The sequence below is a fragment of the Streptomyces odonnellii genome, assembly GCF_000981895.1.
GTDB classification, from domain to species: Bacteria; Actinomycetota; Actinomycetes; order Streptomycetales; family Streptomycetaceae; genus Streptomyces; species Streptomyces odonnellii.
In genome coordinates, this window is sequence record NZ_LATD01000157.1 from 18,685 (window position 1) to 34,166 (window position 15,482).

General features: G+C 69.1%; 17 protein-coding genes. 6 read left to right on the top strand and 11 right to left on the bottom strand.

Annotated features, from left to right (window positions below):
• Positions 1-31 precede the first annotated feature (31 nt).
• From WH07_RS16045 to WH07_RS16065, 6 genes are all read right to left on the bottom strand, one after another.
• Positions 32-1,069, bottom strand: a complete 1,038-nt coding sequence (locus WH07_RS16045) for an AvrD family protein (protein WP_046500575.1) — start codon at positions 1,067-1,069, stop codon at positions 32-34.
• A gap of 260 nt (positions 1,070-1,329) precedes the next feature.
• Entirely contained in the window at positions 1,330-1,815 is a 486-nt protein-coding gene (locus tag WH07_RS16050; protein WP_046500576.1) for a MarR family winged helix-turn-helix transcriptional regulator, read from the bottom strand.
• Between the two features lie 179 nt (positions 1,816-1,994).
• Positions 1,995-3,626 carry an MFS transporter gene (locus tag WH07_RS16055; protein ID WP_232788920.1) on the bottom strand — a complete coding sequence of 544 codons (1,632 nt, stop codon included), beginning with the start codon at positions 3,624-3,626 and terminating at the stop codon, positions 1,995-1,997.
• 85 nt (positions 3,627-3,711) lie between these two features.
• Positions 3,712-4,239: an ABC transporter permease gene (locus WH07_RS16060; protein ID WP_052744410.1), complete on the bottom strand. Its 528-nt coding sequence runs from the start codon at positions 4,237-4,239 to the stop codon at positions 3,712-3,714.
• A 43-nt stretch (positions 4,240-4,282) separates the two neighbouring features.
• Positions 4,283-4,450: a hypothetical protein gene (locus tag WH07_RS39760; protein ID WP_157877353.1), complete on the bottom strand. Its 168-nt coding sequence runs from the start codon at positions 4,448-4,450 to the stop codon at positions 4,283-4,285.
• A gap of 33 nt (positions 4,451-4,483) precedes the next feature.
• Positions 4,484-5,251, bottom strand: a complete 768-nt coding sequence (locus WH07_RS16065) for a class I SAM-dependent methyltransferase (RefSeq protein WP_046500577.1) — start codon at positions 5,249-5,251, stop codon at positions 4,484-4,486.
• A gap of 317 nt (positions 5,252-5,568) precedes the next feature.
• On the opposite strand from WH07_RS16065, the gene WH07_RS16070 reads away from it, so the two are divergent.
• From WH07_RS16070 to WH07_RS36255, 3 genes are all read left to right on the top strand, one after another.
• Positions 5,569-6,099, top strand: a complete 531-nt coding sequence (locus WH07_RS16070) for a gamma-glutamyltransferase (RefSeq protein WP_046500578.1) — start codon at positions 5,569-5,571, stop codon at positions 6,097-6,099.
• Between the two features lie 111 nt (positions 6,100-6,210).
• On the top strand, positions 6,211-6,741 hold the full coding sequence (locus tag WH07_RS40370; RefSeq protein ID WP_198533820.1) for a prolyl oligopeptidase family protein: 531 nt from the start codon (positions 6,211-6,213) through the stop codon (positions 6,739-6,741).
• A 181-nt stretch (positions 6,742-6,922) separates the two neighbouring features.
• Positions 6,923-8,272 (top strand): prolyl oligopeptidase family serine peptidase, encoded by a 1,350-nt coding sequence (locus WH07_RS36255; RefSeq protein ID WP_052744411.1) that lies wholly within the window; start codon positions 6,923-6,925, stop codon positions 8,270-8,272.
• Positions 8,273-8,462: 190 nt separating this feature from the next.
• On the opposite strand, the gene WH07_RS16085 is transcribed toward WH07_RS36255, so the two are convergent.
• Positions 8,463-9,332 carry a LysR family transcriptional regulator gene (locus tag WH07_RS16085; protein WP_046500580.1) on the bottom strand — a complete coding sequence of 290 codons (870 nt, stop codon included), beginning with the start codon at positions 9,330-9,332 and terminating at the stop codon, positions 8,463-8,465.
• 76 nt (positions 9,333-9,408) lie between these two features.
• Positions 9,409-10,659: an MFS transporter gene (locus WH07_RS16090; protein ID WP_046500582.1), complete on the bottom strand. Its 1,251-nt coding sequence runs from the start codon at positions 10,657-10,659 to the stop codon at positions 9,409-9,411.
• A gap of 472 nt (positions 10,660-11,131) precedes the next feature.
• Here WH07_RS16090 and WH07_RS42145 point away from each other — a divergent pair, with 472 nt between their 5' ends.
• Together WH07_RS42145 and WH07_RS16095 are read left to right on the top strand one after the other, a co-directional pair.
• Positions 11,132-11,560 carry a helix-turn-helix domain-containing protein gene (locus WH07_RS42145; protein WP_408645856.1) on the top strand — a complete coding sequence of 143 codons (429 nt, stop codon included), beginning with the start codon at positions 11,132-11,134 and terminating at the stop codon, positions 11,558-11,560.
• Complete coding sequence (locus WH07_RS16095; protein WP_232788921.1) at positions 11,463-12,197, top strand: NB-ARC domain-containing protein; 735 nt, start codon at positions 11,463-11,465, stop codon at positions 12,195-12,197. The genes WH07_RS42145 and WH07_RS16095 overlap by 98 nt, the downstream gene beginning before the upstream one ends.
• A gap of 11 nt (positions 12,198-12,208) precedes the next feature.
• Here WH07_RS16095 and WH07_RS41980 read toward each other — a convergent pair whose 3' ends face one another.
• The 3 genes from WH07_RS41980 to WH07_RS16110 form a co-directional block, all read right to left on the bottom strand.
• Positions 12,209-12,394, bottom strand: coding sequence for a hypothetical protein (locus WH07_RS41980; protein WP_157877355.1), 186 nt, complete (start codon positions 12,392-12,394; stop codon positions 12,209-12,211).
• Positions 12,395-12,457: 63 nt separating this feature from the next.
• A complete protein-coding gene (locus WH07_RS39775; protein ID WP_046500585.1) occupies positions 12,458-12,835 on the bottom strand; it encodes a hypothetical protein in 378 nt (125 codons plus the stop codon).
• Positions 12,836-12,974: 139 nt separating this feature from the next.
• Positions 12,975-14,021: a hypothetical protein gene (locus WH07_RS16110; RefSeq protein ID WP_046500586.1), complete on the bottom strand. Its 1,047-nt coding sequence runs from the start codon at positions 14,019-14,021 to the stop codon at positions 12,975-12,977.
• Between the two features lie 490 nt (positions 14,022-14,511).
• On the opposite strand from WH07_RS16110, the gene WH07_RS16115 reads away from it, so the two are divergent.
• A complete protein-coding gene (locus WH07_RS16115; RefSeq protein WP_046500587.1) occupies positions 14,512-15,423 on the top strand; it encodes a lysozyme family protein in 912 nt (303 codons plus the stop codon).
• The last annotated feature ends 59 nt before the right edge of the window (positions 15,424-15,482 follow it).

Below are 15,482 nucleotides of genomic sequence, written 5' to 3' on the forward strand. Positions count from 1 at the left end.
ACAGAGATTTAGCGAGTAATTGGTATGCCGTTTACGCGGCGACGGGCAGGCGGTGGGCCAGCCAACAGCGTCCGCCGATTCCGGCGAAGTCGTCGACCGCCAGTTCTGCGGTGCGCCAGAGCGCGTCGCCCATGGGCAGGAGCCGGCTGCTCGCGGTACGCACCGTCGGCACGAAGCTGCGCCCCAGGGGGCGCACCGGCGTGCGCGCGGTCATGACGAAGCGCCGCATCCAGAGGGTGTCGCTGTCGCCCCGATCCAGGCCGTCCTGCGCGTAGAGCAGGATCTGGGCGAGCTGGGCCACACCCACGATCGCGTCGACTAGGGAGACCGACGGCCCGTACGCCGCTTCGGCTCCGCAGGTGTCCGGGTCCGCCTCCGCGCCCTCGGCGACGACGTGCCGCAGCACGCGGACCTCTTGCCGGGCCAAGTCGACGCGGACGTGATCGGCGTGCTGCTCGCGCTGCTTGTAGCCCTTGCCGTAGTGACGCGCGTGCGCGGGACCGAGAGCCTGTTTCTCGTCGGAGTACCTGGCCGGTTCCCCTGCTCCGTCGCCCGGTTCGTGCACGAGGGTGCAGCGGACCTTCAGCCGCCCGACCCGGCACTCGAACGTGCTGGCCAGGGTCGAGTCCTGCGCGGACGATCCTTCGACGGTGAGGAGCCTGCCCTGTACGGGAAAGTCGGCCAGCTCCTCATGAGGGCTGCTCCCGGCCCGTACGTCGGTGTGACGCAGCCAGATCCTGCGCCGCTCGGCCGGGTTCAGACCGAAGGCCCGGGCGAGGTGTATCTCCGCCAGATTGGCGGCGAGGACGAGCGCGTCGATGCTGCTCAGATGCGGCCTCAGATCGCCGACGCTCGATTTGCGGGACCAGTCGCGCGGGTACGTGAGCGTGCCGCGCGCGGTGACGAGTGCACCCGGATGGGGGCTCCCGTCAGTGGTGACGTCCGTGAGGGTCTGTGTGACACGCTTGTATCCGCTTCCGAAAAAGCGCGAGCTGCCCGACCCGAGACAGCTTTCCAGAGATGCGTAGAATAACTCTTTGCTGTCCTTGCCGTTCTCTATGAAGTTCATTCCCCGTTTAACCTTCCCCCGTGTCCGGACCGCGCGGCCCGGACGAAAGTAGGCTAACACGGGGGCAGCTCTTGGAGAAAGCATGATGAAAGGTGTGACGCCCTCCACAGATCAAACTCAATTGATCCTCAAAAAGGGATTCATTAACTCCAGTTCCGGTTCGATCTCCGCGGTTCGGATTCCGTTCGCGCGCGGGCTTCCGATTAGCCTTCTGGTCCGGGTTTCACCGAAGCCGGGAGTCACCAGGTCGCGGACCGGATTCACTCGCAGGCGATCACGCGCGGCCAACGGCCGGCGAGCAGTTCGCCGAGGAGGGCCCGCAGCCGCTCGCGGTCTTCCGCGGGTACGGCCGCGAGGAAGTCCCGCTCCACGGCGTCCACGGCGCGCCCCGCCCGCTCCAGCGCCGCCCGGCCGTCGTCCGTCAGCCGCAGGATGTAGCGCCTGCGGTCTGACGGGTTGCGCCGCCGCTCCACCTGGCCGGCCCGCTCCATCTCGTCGACGAGAGCCACCATGGTCGTGGGGTCGAGGTGGAGCAGCCGGCTCAGATCTTGCTGGGACAGGCTCAGATCGCTTTCCAGCGCGGCAAGTACGTAGAAGTAGCGCAGGCGCATGCCCTGCTCCGCAAGCGCGCGCTCCGCGTCCTCCATGAGGATCGACCCGGCCTTGTTCAGCAGATAACCGGTCCTGCGGACGAGAGGGAAGCCGAACCCGGCGGACTGTGTCGGGGTGGGCGTCGCCTGTGTCATGCGGGCCGTGCCCCCTTCTCGCTCGGTCGTCGCTCTTCGTCACCCGGTTGCCGCTTGGCGTTGCCGAGCCGCTCGGTGGCGCCGAACGTCCTTGACGCCGATCGTCGGTCTTGCAAAGGGTACTGGCGGTGGTGCCGGGCTCCAAGGCCGGTACCACCGCCAGTTGCCCGGCGACCGGCCTACCGCTCCCCGCCGGAACGCACGGACTCCGTCACGGGAAGCCCCTCGACGACCGCCCCGCCCGGGATGCCGTGCGCGTCAGGGGTGTTGACGGCCTCGCCTTGGGCGCTCTCGTGCAGGTCCCGCGTGCGGATGAAGAGGAAACCCACGAGCGAGCCGACGACGGCGACGGCCGCGCACACGAACATCACGTCGATCAGTCCGTCCACGAAGGCGGTTTGGGCCGCCGCCTGGAGCGCGGGAGCCATCGCCGAGGGCGCCCGGCCGATGGCCTCCGCGCCGCCACCGGCCGCCACGGCCTCACCGAACTCGTATGCGGACGACCCGAGTTGGCGTCCGGCGTTGGACGTGGCGAACAGATCACTCACCCGGCTCTGGAACGCCGCGCCGAACCCGGCGATCCCGATCGCGACGCCCACTTGCTGGAACGTCTCGTTGATCCCGGAGGCCATGCCCGCCTTGGCCGGTTCGGCGACGGCGATGGACAGTGACGCGCGCGGCGGGTTGAACAGCCCCATGCCGAGGCCGATGCCGAACATGCTCGGCAGCAGCGCGGTCCAGGCCGAGTCCGGGCCGATAAGCGCGACGAGACTGAGGCCGAGCGCGATGAGCGCGAGGGAGGTCCCCATCAGCAGCCGCTGCGGCACGCGAGTGGTCAGCGACCCCGCGACTGCGGCGGCGACGAACAGTGTCCCGGTCAAGGGAAGGAACCGCAGTCCGGTCTGCCATGGTGAGAACGCCAGCGCGTTCTGCACGTACGACACGAGGAGGAAGATCGCCGACATCGTCGCGGCGGCACACACCAGGGTCACGACCGACACACCGTTGAAGGTCACGTTCCGGAACAACACGGTTTGGAACATGGCCCGTTCCCCGAGGCGCCGCTCAACGAGGGTGAACACGACGAGGAGAACCGCGGAGGACACGAACATGCCGACGATGGGCGCGCTCACCCACCCCTCGGCCTCGCCTCGCAGCAGCGCGAGGACGAGAAGCGTCAGTGCACCGGTGAAGAGCACCATGCCCCACCAGTCGACGGCGACGGCCGACTCGGCGCGGGACTCACGCATCCGCAGTCCGCTCACGGCCAGGGCGACCAGCCCGACCGGAACGTTCACCAGGAAGATCCAGCGCCAGCTCAGCCCGTCGGTGAGCGCGCCCCCGATGAGCGGGCCGAAGGCGATGGACAGCCCGACCACACCACCGAAGATCCCGAAGGCCTTGCCCCGGTCCTTACCCTGGAACTCCTGCCCGATCAGCGCCGGGCCGACGGCGAACAGCACGGCCCCGCCGAGGCCTTGAACACCCCGGAACACGGACAGCATGACGGCGTCGTTTGCGAGGCCGCAGGCCAGTGACGCGAGCACGAAGCCGACGAAGCCCGCGTTGAAGATGCGTTTGCGGCCCAGGCGGTCCGCCAGCGATCCGGCCGTCAGGAGCACCGCGGCGAGCCCGAGGGCGTACGCGTCGAGTACCCATTGCAGTGAGGTGAAGCTGGCGTCGAACGCGTCCCTGATGTCGGGCAGCGCCACATTCACCACGGTGAGGTCGAGCAGCAGCATGAACGTGGCCACACACACCACGGCCAGGGTCCAGCCCCGCCCGCCGCTCGGTGTCGTTCGTCCGGACATTGTTCCCCCGAAGTCTTAATGATCAAGAACTCAAATCATCGAAATTTCCAACGATCCGAGAAAATACGAAAGGGTCGGAGGCGTGTCAACGAAAGCCGCACATCTCGGCCATGATCCGTCTGGGGTGGTTCGTGCCAGGCAGAACCCCAAACGGGGGCTCGTCACGGCATTGGTCAACCGATGTCATGCCGATGATCGCGAGCGCGGAAGTGATCCGGTCCAGCCTGCCGCCGTGCCTGATACCGGCGGCGAGTCCGGTCACCACTCCGAAGCAGCACACCAGGATCAGTGTGAGGAAGGCCAGTTGCAGGGCCACGGGAAGCTGAGCGGCGATCGCATCGGTGAGCTGCTCGCCGGATTGCATGGAGGCGCCCAGATCGCCCTGCGCCGCGGACACCAGCCAGTGTCCGTACTGCACCAGGAAGGGGTCGTCGAGGTGGTATCGCTCTTCGATGGCGGCGATCGCCTGCGGGGTGGGCTGCTGATCGCCCAGCAGGGTGTCCACGACGGACCCCGGGCTCAAGGTGAGCAGGCTGAAGACCAGCAGGCTGACCGCCAGCACGATGAGGACCGTGGCGACCAGGCGTCTGGCGAGGAACCATACGACGGGCACCGGGCTCACCTCTCCCGGCTCGGGGCAGAGATCCGGTCCATGGTCAGCCCGCCTTCAGGGCAGCGGCCCAGGTGCCATTGATCATCAGGTCGAAGAGGCTGATCTTCTTGGTGAACGTGAAGTCACCGCCCAGGACCACGAGGGTCTCCGGGGCGCGGGACCGGCCCCCTGCTACCGCCGAACGCGAGGCCGCCGCGGACTGCCGACGCACTCATCGTGATCACACCCTCACAGGGCAATACACCTAGTGTGTTCCGGGAGGGACGGGCTCCGCGGTGCCGGGGCGCCGCGCCACGAACACGAACTCCCTGCCCGGCCGGTCGGGTGCGTCGCGTACGTCCTCGACGACGAAGCCGTGCTCGTGCAAGTCCCGCTCGATCTCGGTACGTTCGCGGAAGCGGAGTGTCGATTCCGAGATCAGTACGTCCCCGTCCGCGGCGAACACATGCGTACCCCGGAAGCTCACCAGCGGCAGGCTCACGTCCGTCAGCTCGGCCCAGGTCTCAACCTGGCCGACGCCCGGGATGTCCGTCATGCGGTACGTGGTCTCGCGCGTCCACTCCGCCCACTCCTCCCACACGCGCCGCGCCGGATCGCGCGTCTCGAAGACAAGCCGCCCGCCGGGCCGCAGCGCCTCGTACGCGCCGCGCAGTGTCGTACGCCACGCCCGCGGATCGGCGATCGCCTGGGCTACGTTCCCGGTCATCGTCACCAGGTCGACCCGCATGGGCGGCAGATCCCCCGCGTCGCCGTCGAGCCAGCGCACCCGCTCCGCGCCCGGCTTGCCACGCGCGACGTCGACGGACGCCCGCGCGGGGTCGATCCCGGTGACCGTCATCCCGCGCCCGGCGAGCAGCAGCGCGAACACGCCCGTACCGCACCCGATGTCCAGCACGGACCGCGCGCCGAACTCCTCCGCCATCGCGAGATATGCGTCGAGATCGCCGCGGTCCGGATCGAGCGGGTCGTAGATGGCGGCAAGGCGCGGATGCCCGAAAGCTGCGTCAACCATGGAGGCGAACGTATGCGGCCCCGAGCCCGCGCGGCCACCGCTTTTCCGGTACCGCGTTTCGGGCTACCGTGTTTTCCAGGCTGCCGCGCCAAGCGGTCGCGGGAAGGTGCCCGCTGGAGAGTTGGGCCTCCCTAGCGGTTGGCTCCCACTTCCTTGATCGCCATGTTCGCCAGCAGCATCGCGGGCGCCGAGGGCCTGCCCATGGATGTCCCGGTCCGGCACGACGCCTGACCGGGACATCCGGGTCGTGCCCGTTCGGCAGGGGCGGTCAGCACAGCTCGAATCCTTGGTGGCGGAAGACTCCGCTGAGGTGTTGATTGCCGTCCGCCGCGATCACGCACTCGATCAACTCCGTCCTGTGGGGCAAGACGGCGATCAACATCGACGGCATCTCGATCGGCGATCCAGGCGCCCACCAGCAGCAGGCCATCGCGGCCGTCCAGCCGGGCGAGCGGCTGCCCGCGCCGGCCGAGACCGGCATCGTCCTGCGGCACGGAACCCCGGTGCTGGGCTTCGCGTTCATGGGGTCCGGCCTGCACCAGAAGACCTTCCAGAGCCTGATCAACTATCTGCACTTCGGCATGACCGTCGAGCAGGCGGTGAACAAGCCGGACTTCTTCCTGCCCGCCTTCGATCCGGCCGACGGCTCGGCGATCGCGAACTTCGCGACAGGTGAGTACGACCACGCCGTGCTCGACGCGGCGGGCGTTCCGTGGCAGGAGGTCGACTCCGAAGCGGCGCGGTTCGGCGGCGAGGGCGTCTGGGTGGCCATCGAGCGGGACCCGGAGACCGGCGTGCTGAGCGCCGCGTCGCACAACCGCACCAACAGTGCCGCGGTCGCTTACTGACGGCCAGGCCCTGTCCGGTGGGTCGTCGCGGCCCCGCGAAGGTCCGCCGGACAGGACCTGGCCGGCCCATGGCCCGGAAACCGCCAGCGAAAGGACGTTGACGCAGTGTCCGTGGAGTACCCGCAAACCCGTACGACCGACGATGTCGCCACGCTCGCCGGAGTCACCTTCCCCGACCCGTACCAGTGGCTCCAGGGCAGTTCGGACGAGGTGGAGCGCTGGCAGGAGGAACAGGCGGAGCTCGCGGCGTCGTACGTCCGTGACTGGCCGTACTTCGACCGGCTGCGCGAGCGCGTGGCGCACTTCGCCGCGTCCCGGTACCCGGCGTATCCCCGCCCGGCCGGCGACCGCTGGGTGCGCACCCACACACCCGAAGGCACGAGCCAGGCGCAGGTGCTGCTCACCGGCGAACCGTACGGGGACGGCACCGTGCTCTTCGACTCAGTCGAGGAGCACCCCCGGCACCCGCCGTACGTCTCCTGGATCTCCCTCTCACCGGATGGCAGGATCCTCGCCCTCGGTGTCTGCGACGACGGCAGCGAACGCAACACGATCCGCCTGATCGACACCACCACCGGCGACCGGCTCCCCGGCGCCCCCGCCCGGGAACTGCTCGACAACTGGACCGGCGGCGCACACTGACTGCCGGATTCCAGCGGCTTCTTCTTCACTGCCATGGAGGGCGAGGCCACCGAACTGGTCCAGCACGTCTGGCTGCACAAAGTGGAGCCAGCCGTCACGACCCTGGTCGGCGTGCCATGGCCGCGGGAACAGGACTACCGGGTGGTCGTCGCCTCGGCCGACGGCCGGTCACGCCGTCGCCGTGTACGGCCTGCAGACCCCGATCCCCTTCGCCGTGGCGCCGATCGCGGAATCCGGCGAACTCGTCTGGAAGCCCTTCGTCACCGAGCGGATCGGCAGCCTCGCCGGCCATCTCGTGGGCGACGCGTGGATCGCCATCACCGATGTCGGCGCACCGCGTGGCCGCCTCGTGAGCATCGCCCTCGACAACGCCACGCTCAACGACCCCTCGACGTGGGCCGAACTGGTCGGCGAGTCCGACGCCGTGATGCGTTTCCTCACGCCGGTCGGCGACGAACTCTATGTCGCGGACCTCGTCGACACGTACTCGCAGGTCAGGGTGTTCGACCGGACCGGAGCGGCCCGCGGGCTCGTTCCCCTGCCCGGCCGGGGCTCCGTCGCGGAGCTGCCGTTCGCGATGATGAACCTGTTCCCGCCCGGCCGGCCGGACGAGTTCCTGTTCTCCTTCTCCACGTTCACCGCGTCGCCCGGATGCTTCAGCCACCGGCCGGGGGCGACGGGTGTCGAGATGCTGTCCGGGCCGGCGGTGACGCTCCCCGGCACCGTCGTGGAAGACGGTTGGGCCACGTCCGCGGACGGCACGAGGATTCCGTATCACCTCGTCCGCCGCCGCGACGTGCTGCTGAACCGGCCGCGCCCGGCCCTGATCTACGGCTACGGCGGGTACAACGCCGCCTGGCTGCCCGCGTATCCACGCGAGATGGCCGCTTTCGTCGACTCGGGCGGCGTCTATGTCCACGTACACCTGCGGGGCGGAAGCGAATTCGGCAGGGAGTGGTGGGAACAGGGCCGGCGTAAGAACAAGACCAACGGCTACGCCGACCTCTACGCCATCGCCGAGGACCTCATCGCCACCGGTGTGACCGGCCCGGACGTGCTGGCCGTCACCGGAGCCTCGAACGGCGGCACGCTCGCCGGCATCGCCGCCGTACAGCGGCCGGACCTGTTCGCCGTGACGGTTCCCCGCGTGCCGCACCTGGATCTGATCGGCGCGTGCGGGGACGGCTACGGCCGCTACACCGTGAACCTTGAACTGGCCGACGCCGACGACCCCGACGAGGTCCGCCGCCTCGCCGGGTTCTCCCCCTATCACCTCGTCAAGGAGGGCATTGTCTACCCGGCCGTCTTCGTCGACGCCGGTGACACCGACCCCCGCTGCCCGCCGTGGCACGCGAGGAAGTACGCGGCCCGCATGCAGGCGGCCACCAGCGGCGACGCGCCCATCCTCGTCCACGTCTGGCGGAATGTCGGCCACGGCTGGGCCACGGACGCGGAGACCGCCCTCACCGAACACACCGAATGGCTCGCGTTCACCATGAAGATCCTCGGCATGCGACCGCGGGAGGTGTGACCCGGCCGAGGAATCACCATCACTTCCGTCTTCGGCCCCGTCGCACAGGGCGGCCGTACAACGCGGCCCCCGCGCCTCCACACTGCTCGCGCTGACTCCGGCGCCTCGTCACTGGCAGTTCATACGCGATGTGTTGTGAAATGATCCGTCACCCTGTCTGAAATAACCCGTCACCCTGTCGCGGTCGTCGTCAGGTGATGTGCCGTAGCAGCGCGGCGACCGCCGGAGGTGCCTCGCCGGGAGGCCGTACGACCATGACTTTCCAGTTCGGTGCGTGCCGTTCGAACCGGTGCTGCGGCAGGTCGGGGAAGCGGTCGGCGATCGACATGGGCATGATGCAGACTCCCAGGTCGTTGCGGACCAGTTCTGCGGCGGCGACGATGTCGTTGACCTCGAACGTCGTGCTGCGCTCGACGCCCGCCGCCCGGAAGGACCGGTCGACCGCGTAGCGGATGGCCCAGCCGGGTGTGAAGTCGACCAGCGGCAGATGGGCGACATCGCCGAGTCGAACCTCGCCGCCCGGTGTCATCCCGGCCAGCACCCGCCGGGGCGAGGTCAGAAGCACCATGTCCTCACGGGACAGCAGCCTGGTCACCAGCCCGCGCTGCTGCTGGCGGTCGAGCGCCACCACGGCCAGGTCCACCGTGCCCTCGCGCAACGCCTGCCGGATGTCGGCGACCGCCGCCTGCCGCAGATGTACGACCACGCCCGGATGCTCCGCCCGTAGCGCGGCGAGTGCGTGGTGGAGCCCGGCCCACACCCCCTGCATCGTGCCGACCGTCACCCGCCCGCGCAGTTGTCCCTGTACGGCGTCGACGGCCTCCCGCGCCAGTTCGGCGGCGCGGAGCGCCGCGCGTGCGGCGGGTACGAACGCCTCTCCGGCCGGGGTCAGTGCGACGCGGTGCGTGGTGCGGTCGAACAGAGCGGTGCCCAGTTCCCGTTCGAGGGCGCGGACCGTGCCCGACACGGCCGACTGCACCATGTGCAGCCGTCGTGCGGCCGCCGTGAAACCGCCCGCCTCGGCGACCGCGACGACGACCGCCATCTGCCGCAGATCCATCGTCCGCTCCCGGTCCAGCAGCGCTCCGTCCGACCGGCCGCGCTCCGTCCGGTGCGAAGGCGACGGTCTTCGATCTTCACCGCATCGTATGCGGAAGGCGCCGGGGTGTTCTCGTACGCTGCGGGCGTTCGGTGGCCCAGTAGACCAGGGCGATCAGGGGAAGGGCGGCACCGAGGGCGGTGATGGCGGTCCAGCCTCCGGCGTGGTAGACGGCGGAGCCGAGCTGGGAGCCGATCGCGCCGCCGACGAAGAACAGCGCGATGAAGGCGCTGTTCAGCCGGGCGCGGGCGGCGGGGTCGAGCTGGTAGACGGTGTGCTGGCCGAGGACGAGGGTGGTCTGCACCGCCATGTCGATCAGGATCGCGGCCAGGGCGATCAGGGCGATGCTGTGTCCGCCGAATCCGGCGAGTCCGAAGGCCAGGGCCGCGACCCCGAAGGCGATGCCGGTCATGGGGCGTACGAGCCCGCGGTCCGCCCAGTGTCCGGCGAAGGGGGCGATGGCGGCTCCGGCCGCCCCGACGAGGGCGAAGACGCCGACTCCGATCTGTGAGTAGTGGAACCGGGGACCGGTCAGGACGAAGGAGACGGTGGTCCAGAAAGCGCTGAACGCACCGAACATCGCCGCCTGGTAGAGGCCGCGGCGCAGCAGCGCCGGGTGTGTGCGGACCAGCCGGGCGGTCGAGCGCAGGATGTGGTGGTACGGGATGGCGGTGGTCGGCGCCTGCTGCGGCAGGGCGACGCGCAGGGCCACGGCGAGGATGGCCATGAGCCCGGCGGAGCCGAGGAAGACGACGCGCCAGTCTGTGAGGTCGGAGACCACGCTGCTCAGGGTGCGGGAGAGCAGGATGCCGGTGAGGAGGCCGCTCATCACCCGGCCGACGATGCGGCCCCGGGCATGGTCGGGAGCGAGGGTGGCGGCGAAGGGCACCAGTATCTGGGCGACGACCGAGGTGGCGCCGCTGACCAGCGAGGCGATCAGCAGCATGGGGAAGCTGATGGCGAGTCCCGCCGCGACGAGGCTCACGGTCGTGATCGCCAGCAGAACGGTGATCAGGTTGCGCTTTTCGAGCCGGTCGCCGAGCGGGACCAGGAAGAGCATGCCGATCACGTAGCCGACCTGGGTGAGTGTGACGAGGGTGCCGGTGGTGGCCGTGCTGGTGTGGAAGACGCCGCTGAGCGAGGGCAGCAGGGGCTGCGCGTAGTACAGGTTGGCGACGGTCATTCCGGTGGCGACGGCGAGGAGGACGACCAGCCAGCCCGGAACGCCGTGTGGGGCTTCGGTGTTCACGGGCCGGCGGGGTTTCCGGACGTCGGGTGATGCGGACATGTGCACCTTCTTGACGGGGCGGGCCGGGAAGCCGGGCCGGACGGAAGCGCTGCGGGGTGGCCGGCGGCTTCTTCGATACCGGCACGCAGACGTAAGCACGGACCGCCCCGCGATGCTTCCTCATCGCTCGCGATGGTTCCGGATATCAGTCATCTCAATCAGAGATGAGCGGGCGGCGTGCGGAAACCAGGCGGGTCTGTACCCCACGGACAGGCCGGCCCCGTCTGCCGACTCCCGACCGGCGCGGTGGGGAAGCGACGGTCCTCGCGTGCGAGCGGTCCGTGGCAGCGCCGGCACCGTCCACGCTGACGTGGCCTTTCCCTGGGCCCGCATCTTCCCCGCGCGGTCAGCGACAAGATGGCAGGCGCAAAGGGTGCTTTGTGTGTGCGCGCCAGGACACCCTGGCCGCGTCGACGGGGCAGCGCTACCTGGGGAAGCGGTGGAAGGCAGGAGTGCGACGCGATCCGGTCGTATGCTGCGGGAGTTGAGGCAGGCCCGTGGCCCGACGATCGAAAAGCCGGCCGAGGCGTCCGGGGTTTCGGGGCGCGCGATAGGTGACGTGGAGCGGGGACGGCGTCTGCGTACGCATCGTGGAACGGTCGTCGCACTCGCACAGGGCCTGCGGTTGGACGAAGCGGCGCGCGCGGAACTGCTGACAGCCGCCCGTCCGGGCACGCGGCCCTCCGGTTCCGTCAAATCCTCCTCATGCGCGTTGCCGCGAGGTGTCCCGGACTTTGTTGGGCGTCACACCGAATTGGCCCTGTTGCATGCTCTTGCGAAGCCGCCCTCCGACGCCCGACGGGGTGTTCCTGCTGAGCATGCGCGGCCTGGACACGCAGCCGCTTTCGGCGGAGGAGGCGGTGCTGCGCCTGCTGGGCGCCTGGGGTGTGGCCGACCATGAGGTGGCACAGCTCGGCGCTGAGGAGCGTCTCGCGCGCTGTCACACGATCGCAGCCGGGCTCCAGGCGGTCCTGGTCCTGGACAATGCCGGCAGCGAGGCCCAGGTGAGACCCCTGCTGCCGCGTGAGGGGCGTCAGATGGTCGTGGTGACTAGTCGCCGTACCCTCGTCGGCCTGGAGGGAGTGCGGCGCATGGAGCTGGGTGCGCTGACGCAGCAGGAGTCCACCTCCCTGCTGCGTTCCGTCGTCGGCGCGGGCCGTGTGGACGCGGAGCCCGACGCCGTACGCTCAGTGACCGAGTTGTGCGGGGGCCTTCCCCTGGCCTTGCGCGTGGCCGCGAACTGCGCCGCGACCCGCCCGAGTTGGAGCCTGCGGCGGCTCGCAGACCGCCTCACCGACGAGGATCGCAGGCTGGACTCGCTCAGCGCCGGTGATCTGCGTCTCAACACGGCGTTCTCCCTGTCCTACTCACGTCTCGCCCCTGAGACCGCCCGGATGTTCCGGCTGGTGTCGCTGGTGCCGGGACAGGATTTCAGCGTGCCGTCGGCGGCCGTCCTCGCGGGTGTGTCCCTGGCCACCGCGGAAGACGCGCCGTCCGGGTGGGCTTGGTGGCCATGTTGGGTTTCTCCTCGGTGCTGATGGCTGTCGGGTCAGCCGGCGTGCAGCGCGGTGCGCAGGGTCGTGACGGCCAGGGTGATGGCGGCCTCATGCTGACCCTCAGCGCCCAGAGCACGCATCTGGAAGGCACCCCCGGGCAACGCCTCGGCCCCCTCGACCACGACGCGATGCGCCTGCTCGACATGACCACACCTGCGACCTTCGCGCACCACATTCAAGAGGAGTCGGCCCCCTCATGCCCGCATGGACGAATGTCGCAGAGATGCGCTCGGAGAAGTACTTCAGGGTCTCGAAGACCTCGTCGCCGGCCCGAGCGATCTGCGGACTTTGTGAATCTCGACGACCAGCACCCGGGCCGGTGCGGGAGTCCGTGCAGACGCCGACCAGGGCCTGATGATGTCCGTCATGTTCGGCTGGGGACGGACCGGCAGGCCCAGGAAGCGCGTGAACTCGGCGCGACCATACACCGTTTTCTCGACGGACGAGGCGGCGACCACGAGCATCCGGGCGTGACGGTCGAGCTGGTCCTCGTCGTAGAGGGCCCGCTCTGCCGGGGACAGCCTTCGCAGTTCGTCGGAAGACAGCAGGACGGGGGGTTCGGGTGGGCCGGCGGCGAACGTCCGCCATCCGTCCGGGATGGTGAGCTGTCTGAACAGCACACCCGTACGGAACCCCCCCGCCCCGCGCTCGGTTTCGAGAAGCCTTCTCGGCGCAGACCGCCGCCCACGACCAGCGGGAGCACCCCGACCGAACCTCACGGAAGAGACGCTGGCCGGTGACGTTCAAGATGGTTCATCTTTACTGGATCAGCTCGATGTGCGGATGATCCGGGGACGCCGGGCAGACGTGGAGTTGCAGATCATAGCCTCGGGCGAGATCGATCATGGTGAAGTTTGCCGGAGGAGTACCTGGGAGCAGCGGCGTGGGGTTGGCCTGGTCCTCTTCGGGGGCCCAGCTTTCGGTGGCGTCGTCCCATTCGGTGGTGGCGATCGTCAGCAGCGGGACCGCCTCGGTGCTGCATGCGGAACAGATCCGAGGCATGGGATCGGTGAGGCCCCAACGGGTCCAGCCACCGGCCTTCCAGCCGGGGGAAATGGACAACATGTCCATGTAGAGCTCCTTCGGGGCCACTTCATAGGAGCTGTCCAGGGCTGATCCGGCCGCCTGCCACCTGCTCCAGTCGCCCAGTTCTTCCTGCAGCTCCTTGCTCAGCTCCAGATAGTTGGGGTACTCAGTGACCTGCTCCGGTGTGAGCAGACACGGCTCCGGCAGATAGGTGGGGAACTGGATCGCGGGCGGCTCGGGCGGTGTGTCGAGTACGTCCGTTACGGTCGCGGCGGACCGCCAGAACAGTGCGGTCCTTGGGTGCGCCGGGTGGTCGAAAGGGCACCAGAGCACTTGAAGCAGGTCGGCTTCGGACCGGCCGGCCGGGCGCCGCAGGGGGATGTCGCGTGCGTACAGCTGGGCGACGGGCAGCATGGCGATCGGGCCCTCAGGCCAAGGGCGGCCGACCATGATCCGCTTCTCGATCGCCAATTCCTCGGGTGTGGCCCAAGGCCCCTGAGGATCGCGGCGCCGCCGACTTGCCGATTCTGCCCGGTTACGACGCCACAGCCGTACGTCCTCCGGCGAGAGGGCCGCGTTCACCCGGTCCCACTCGTGTGGTCCATCGCAATGCGGCCACGGCTCGTCGGCGGGCCACAGCAGCGGCCCGCCGACGGAACTGTCGTGCGGTGACGGCGTCCCGGGGCGGGGATGCAGCCGAGTCGCTGTACGTGCCAGGGTGGCCAGTTGAGGGAAAAGCGCGGTGATGTCGAACGGGCGCGGCGGGGTGGTGCGACTCATACTGGCTCCCGTAGGCGCGAACTGGCTGAGATCAGTTTCCGAGGTTGAGCAGCCCAGCGCTTGCCTGGGTGTTGGGAACGTAGACGTTGGGGAACAGCTGCTCCGTCGTTCCGTTCGCCCGTTCGATGTCAGCGCTCATCGTGACTCCCACCGGGATCGTGCACAACGCCTGATCCGGACGTCACAGCCGACGGGTTCGACGTACCCGGAATCGGCCCGGCGCGCCACCGCCGGACCCCGGCCCGCCGGGCTGCCCCGGAGTGCAGTGCCGCGGAGCGGAGGGCTGAGCTTGGCTGATCGCCTGCGCCGAGGCCGAATTGATGACGCAGCCGCCTTCCGGCGTACAGGGGCAAAGACATCTTGCGGAGCCGGAACAGGACACTCCCGGAATGGACGGACCGGTCTCAGGAATCCCCCAGATATCCGGGATGGTGCCTGGACTGCGACGGACCCGATCATGAGCGCATCCCCCAGAACTCATGGAGATGCTGTGTCCCGATACAGATCGCGTCTGTCCCGGCTGCTGGCCGCGGTGCTGGCCGCCTCGGCGCTGGCCGTGGTGCCGGTCGTCACCACCACCCCCGCCGCCGCGGCGACGGGCTGCGTGCCGAAGCCCCCGAAGTTCCCGTCCCCGACGGACCCGGCTCCGCCGGCCCCCGTACCTCCGCAGATGACCATGGAGGAGATCAAGGCATACGTCGCCGGACACCACAGCACGCACGGTGTGAAGGGTGACCCGCACGTATACATCAGCGACCAGGGCCACCCCACCGTTGGTGTCGGGTTCAACCTCGACCGCCCGGACGCCCCGGCCCTGCTCGCCGCCGTGGGCGCCGACTACACCGCGGTGCGCAACGGCACCCAGAACCTCACCTCGTTCCAGATCATCACGCTCTTCGAGGCCGACTTCAACGCGGCGATCACCACGCTCGAAGGGATCTTCCCCGATCTGTGGTACACCCTGCTGCCGAACCGCAGAGCTGTCCTGATCGACATGATGTACAGCATGGGTGTCACCGACTTCTCCTACTCCAAGCTGTTCATCGCGGCCGTCAGGGCGGAGACCTGGCCGCTCGCCAACATGGCGCTGATGAAGTTGGCCTACGCCAACCAGTTCAAGACGCAGGCGTCCGAGAACGCGGAGATCCTGCGTGACGGCGCGAACTGCAAGGCCCCCGCGTCGGTGCCCGCACACACTTCCACCGGCGGCGGCAACGGCAGCACGGCCTACGGGGACGGCACCCTGGTGAGCCTGCCGGGCGGTCTGCCGGGCGGCAGTGGCGGCAGTGGCGGAGGCGGCATCAGGTCGCTCCAGGGCATCACCCTCTGCAGCATCCAGACCTTCAGCGTCTACTACGAGGACCACTGGGTCTCCACCACCATCATCGACTGCGGCCCGTAAGCGCGGCCCGTAAACGCGCATCGGGCGGGACTCGGGGGAGTACGGGGACGGGGGAGTAC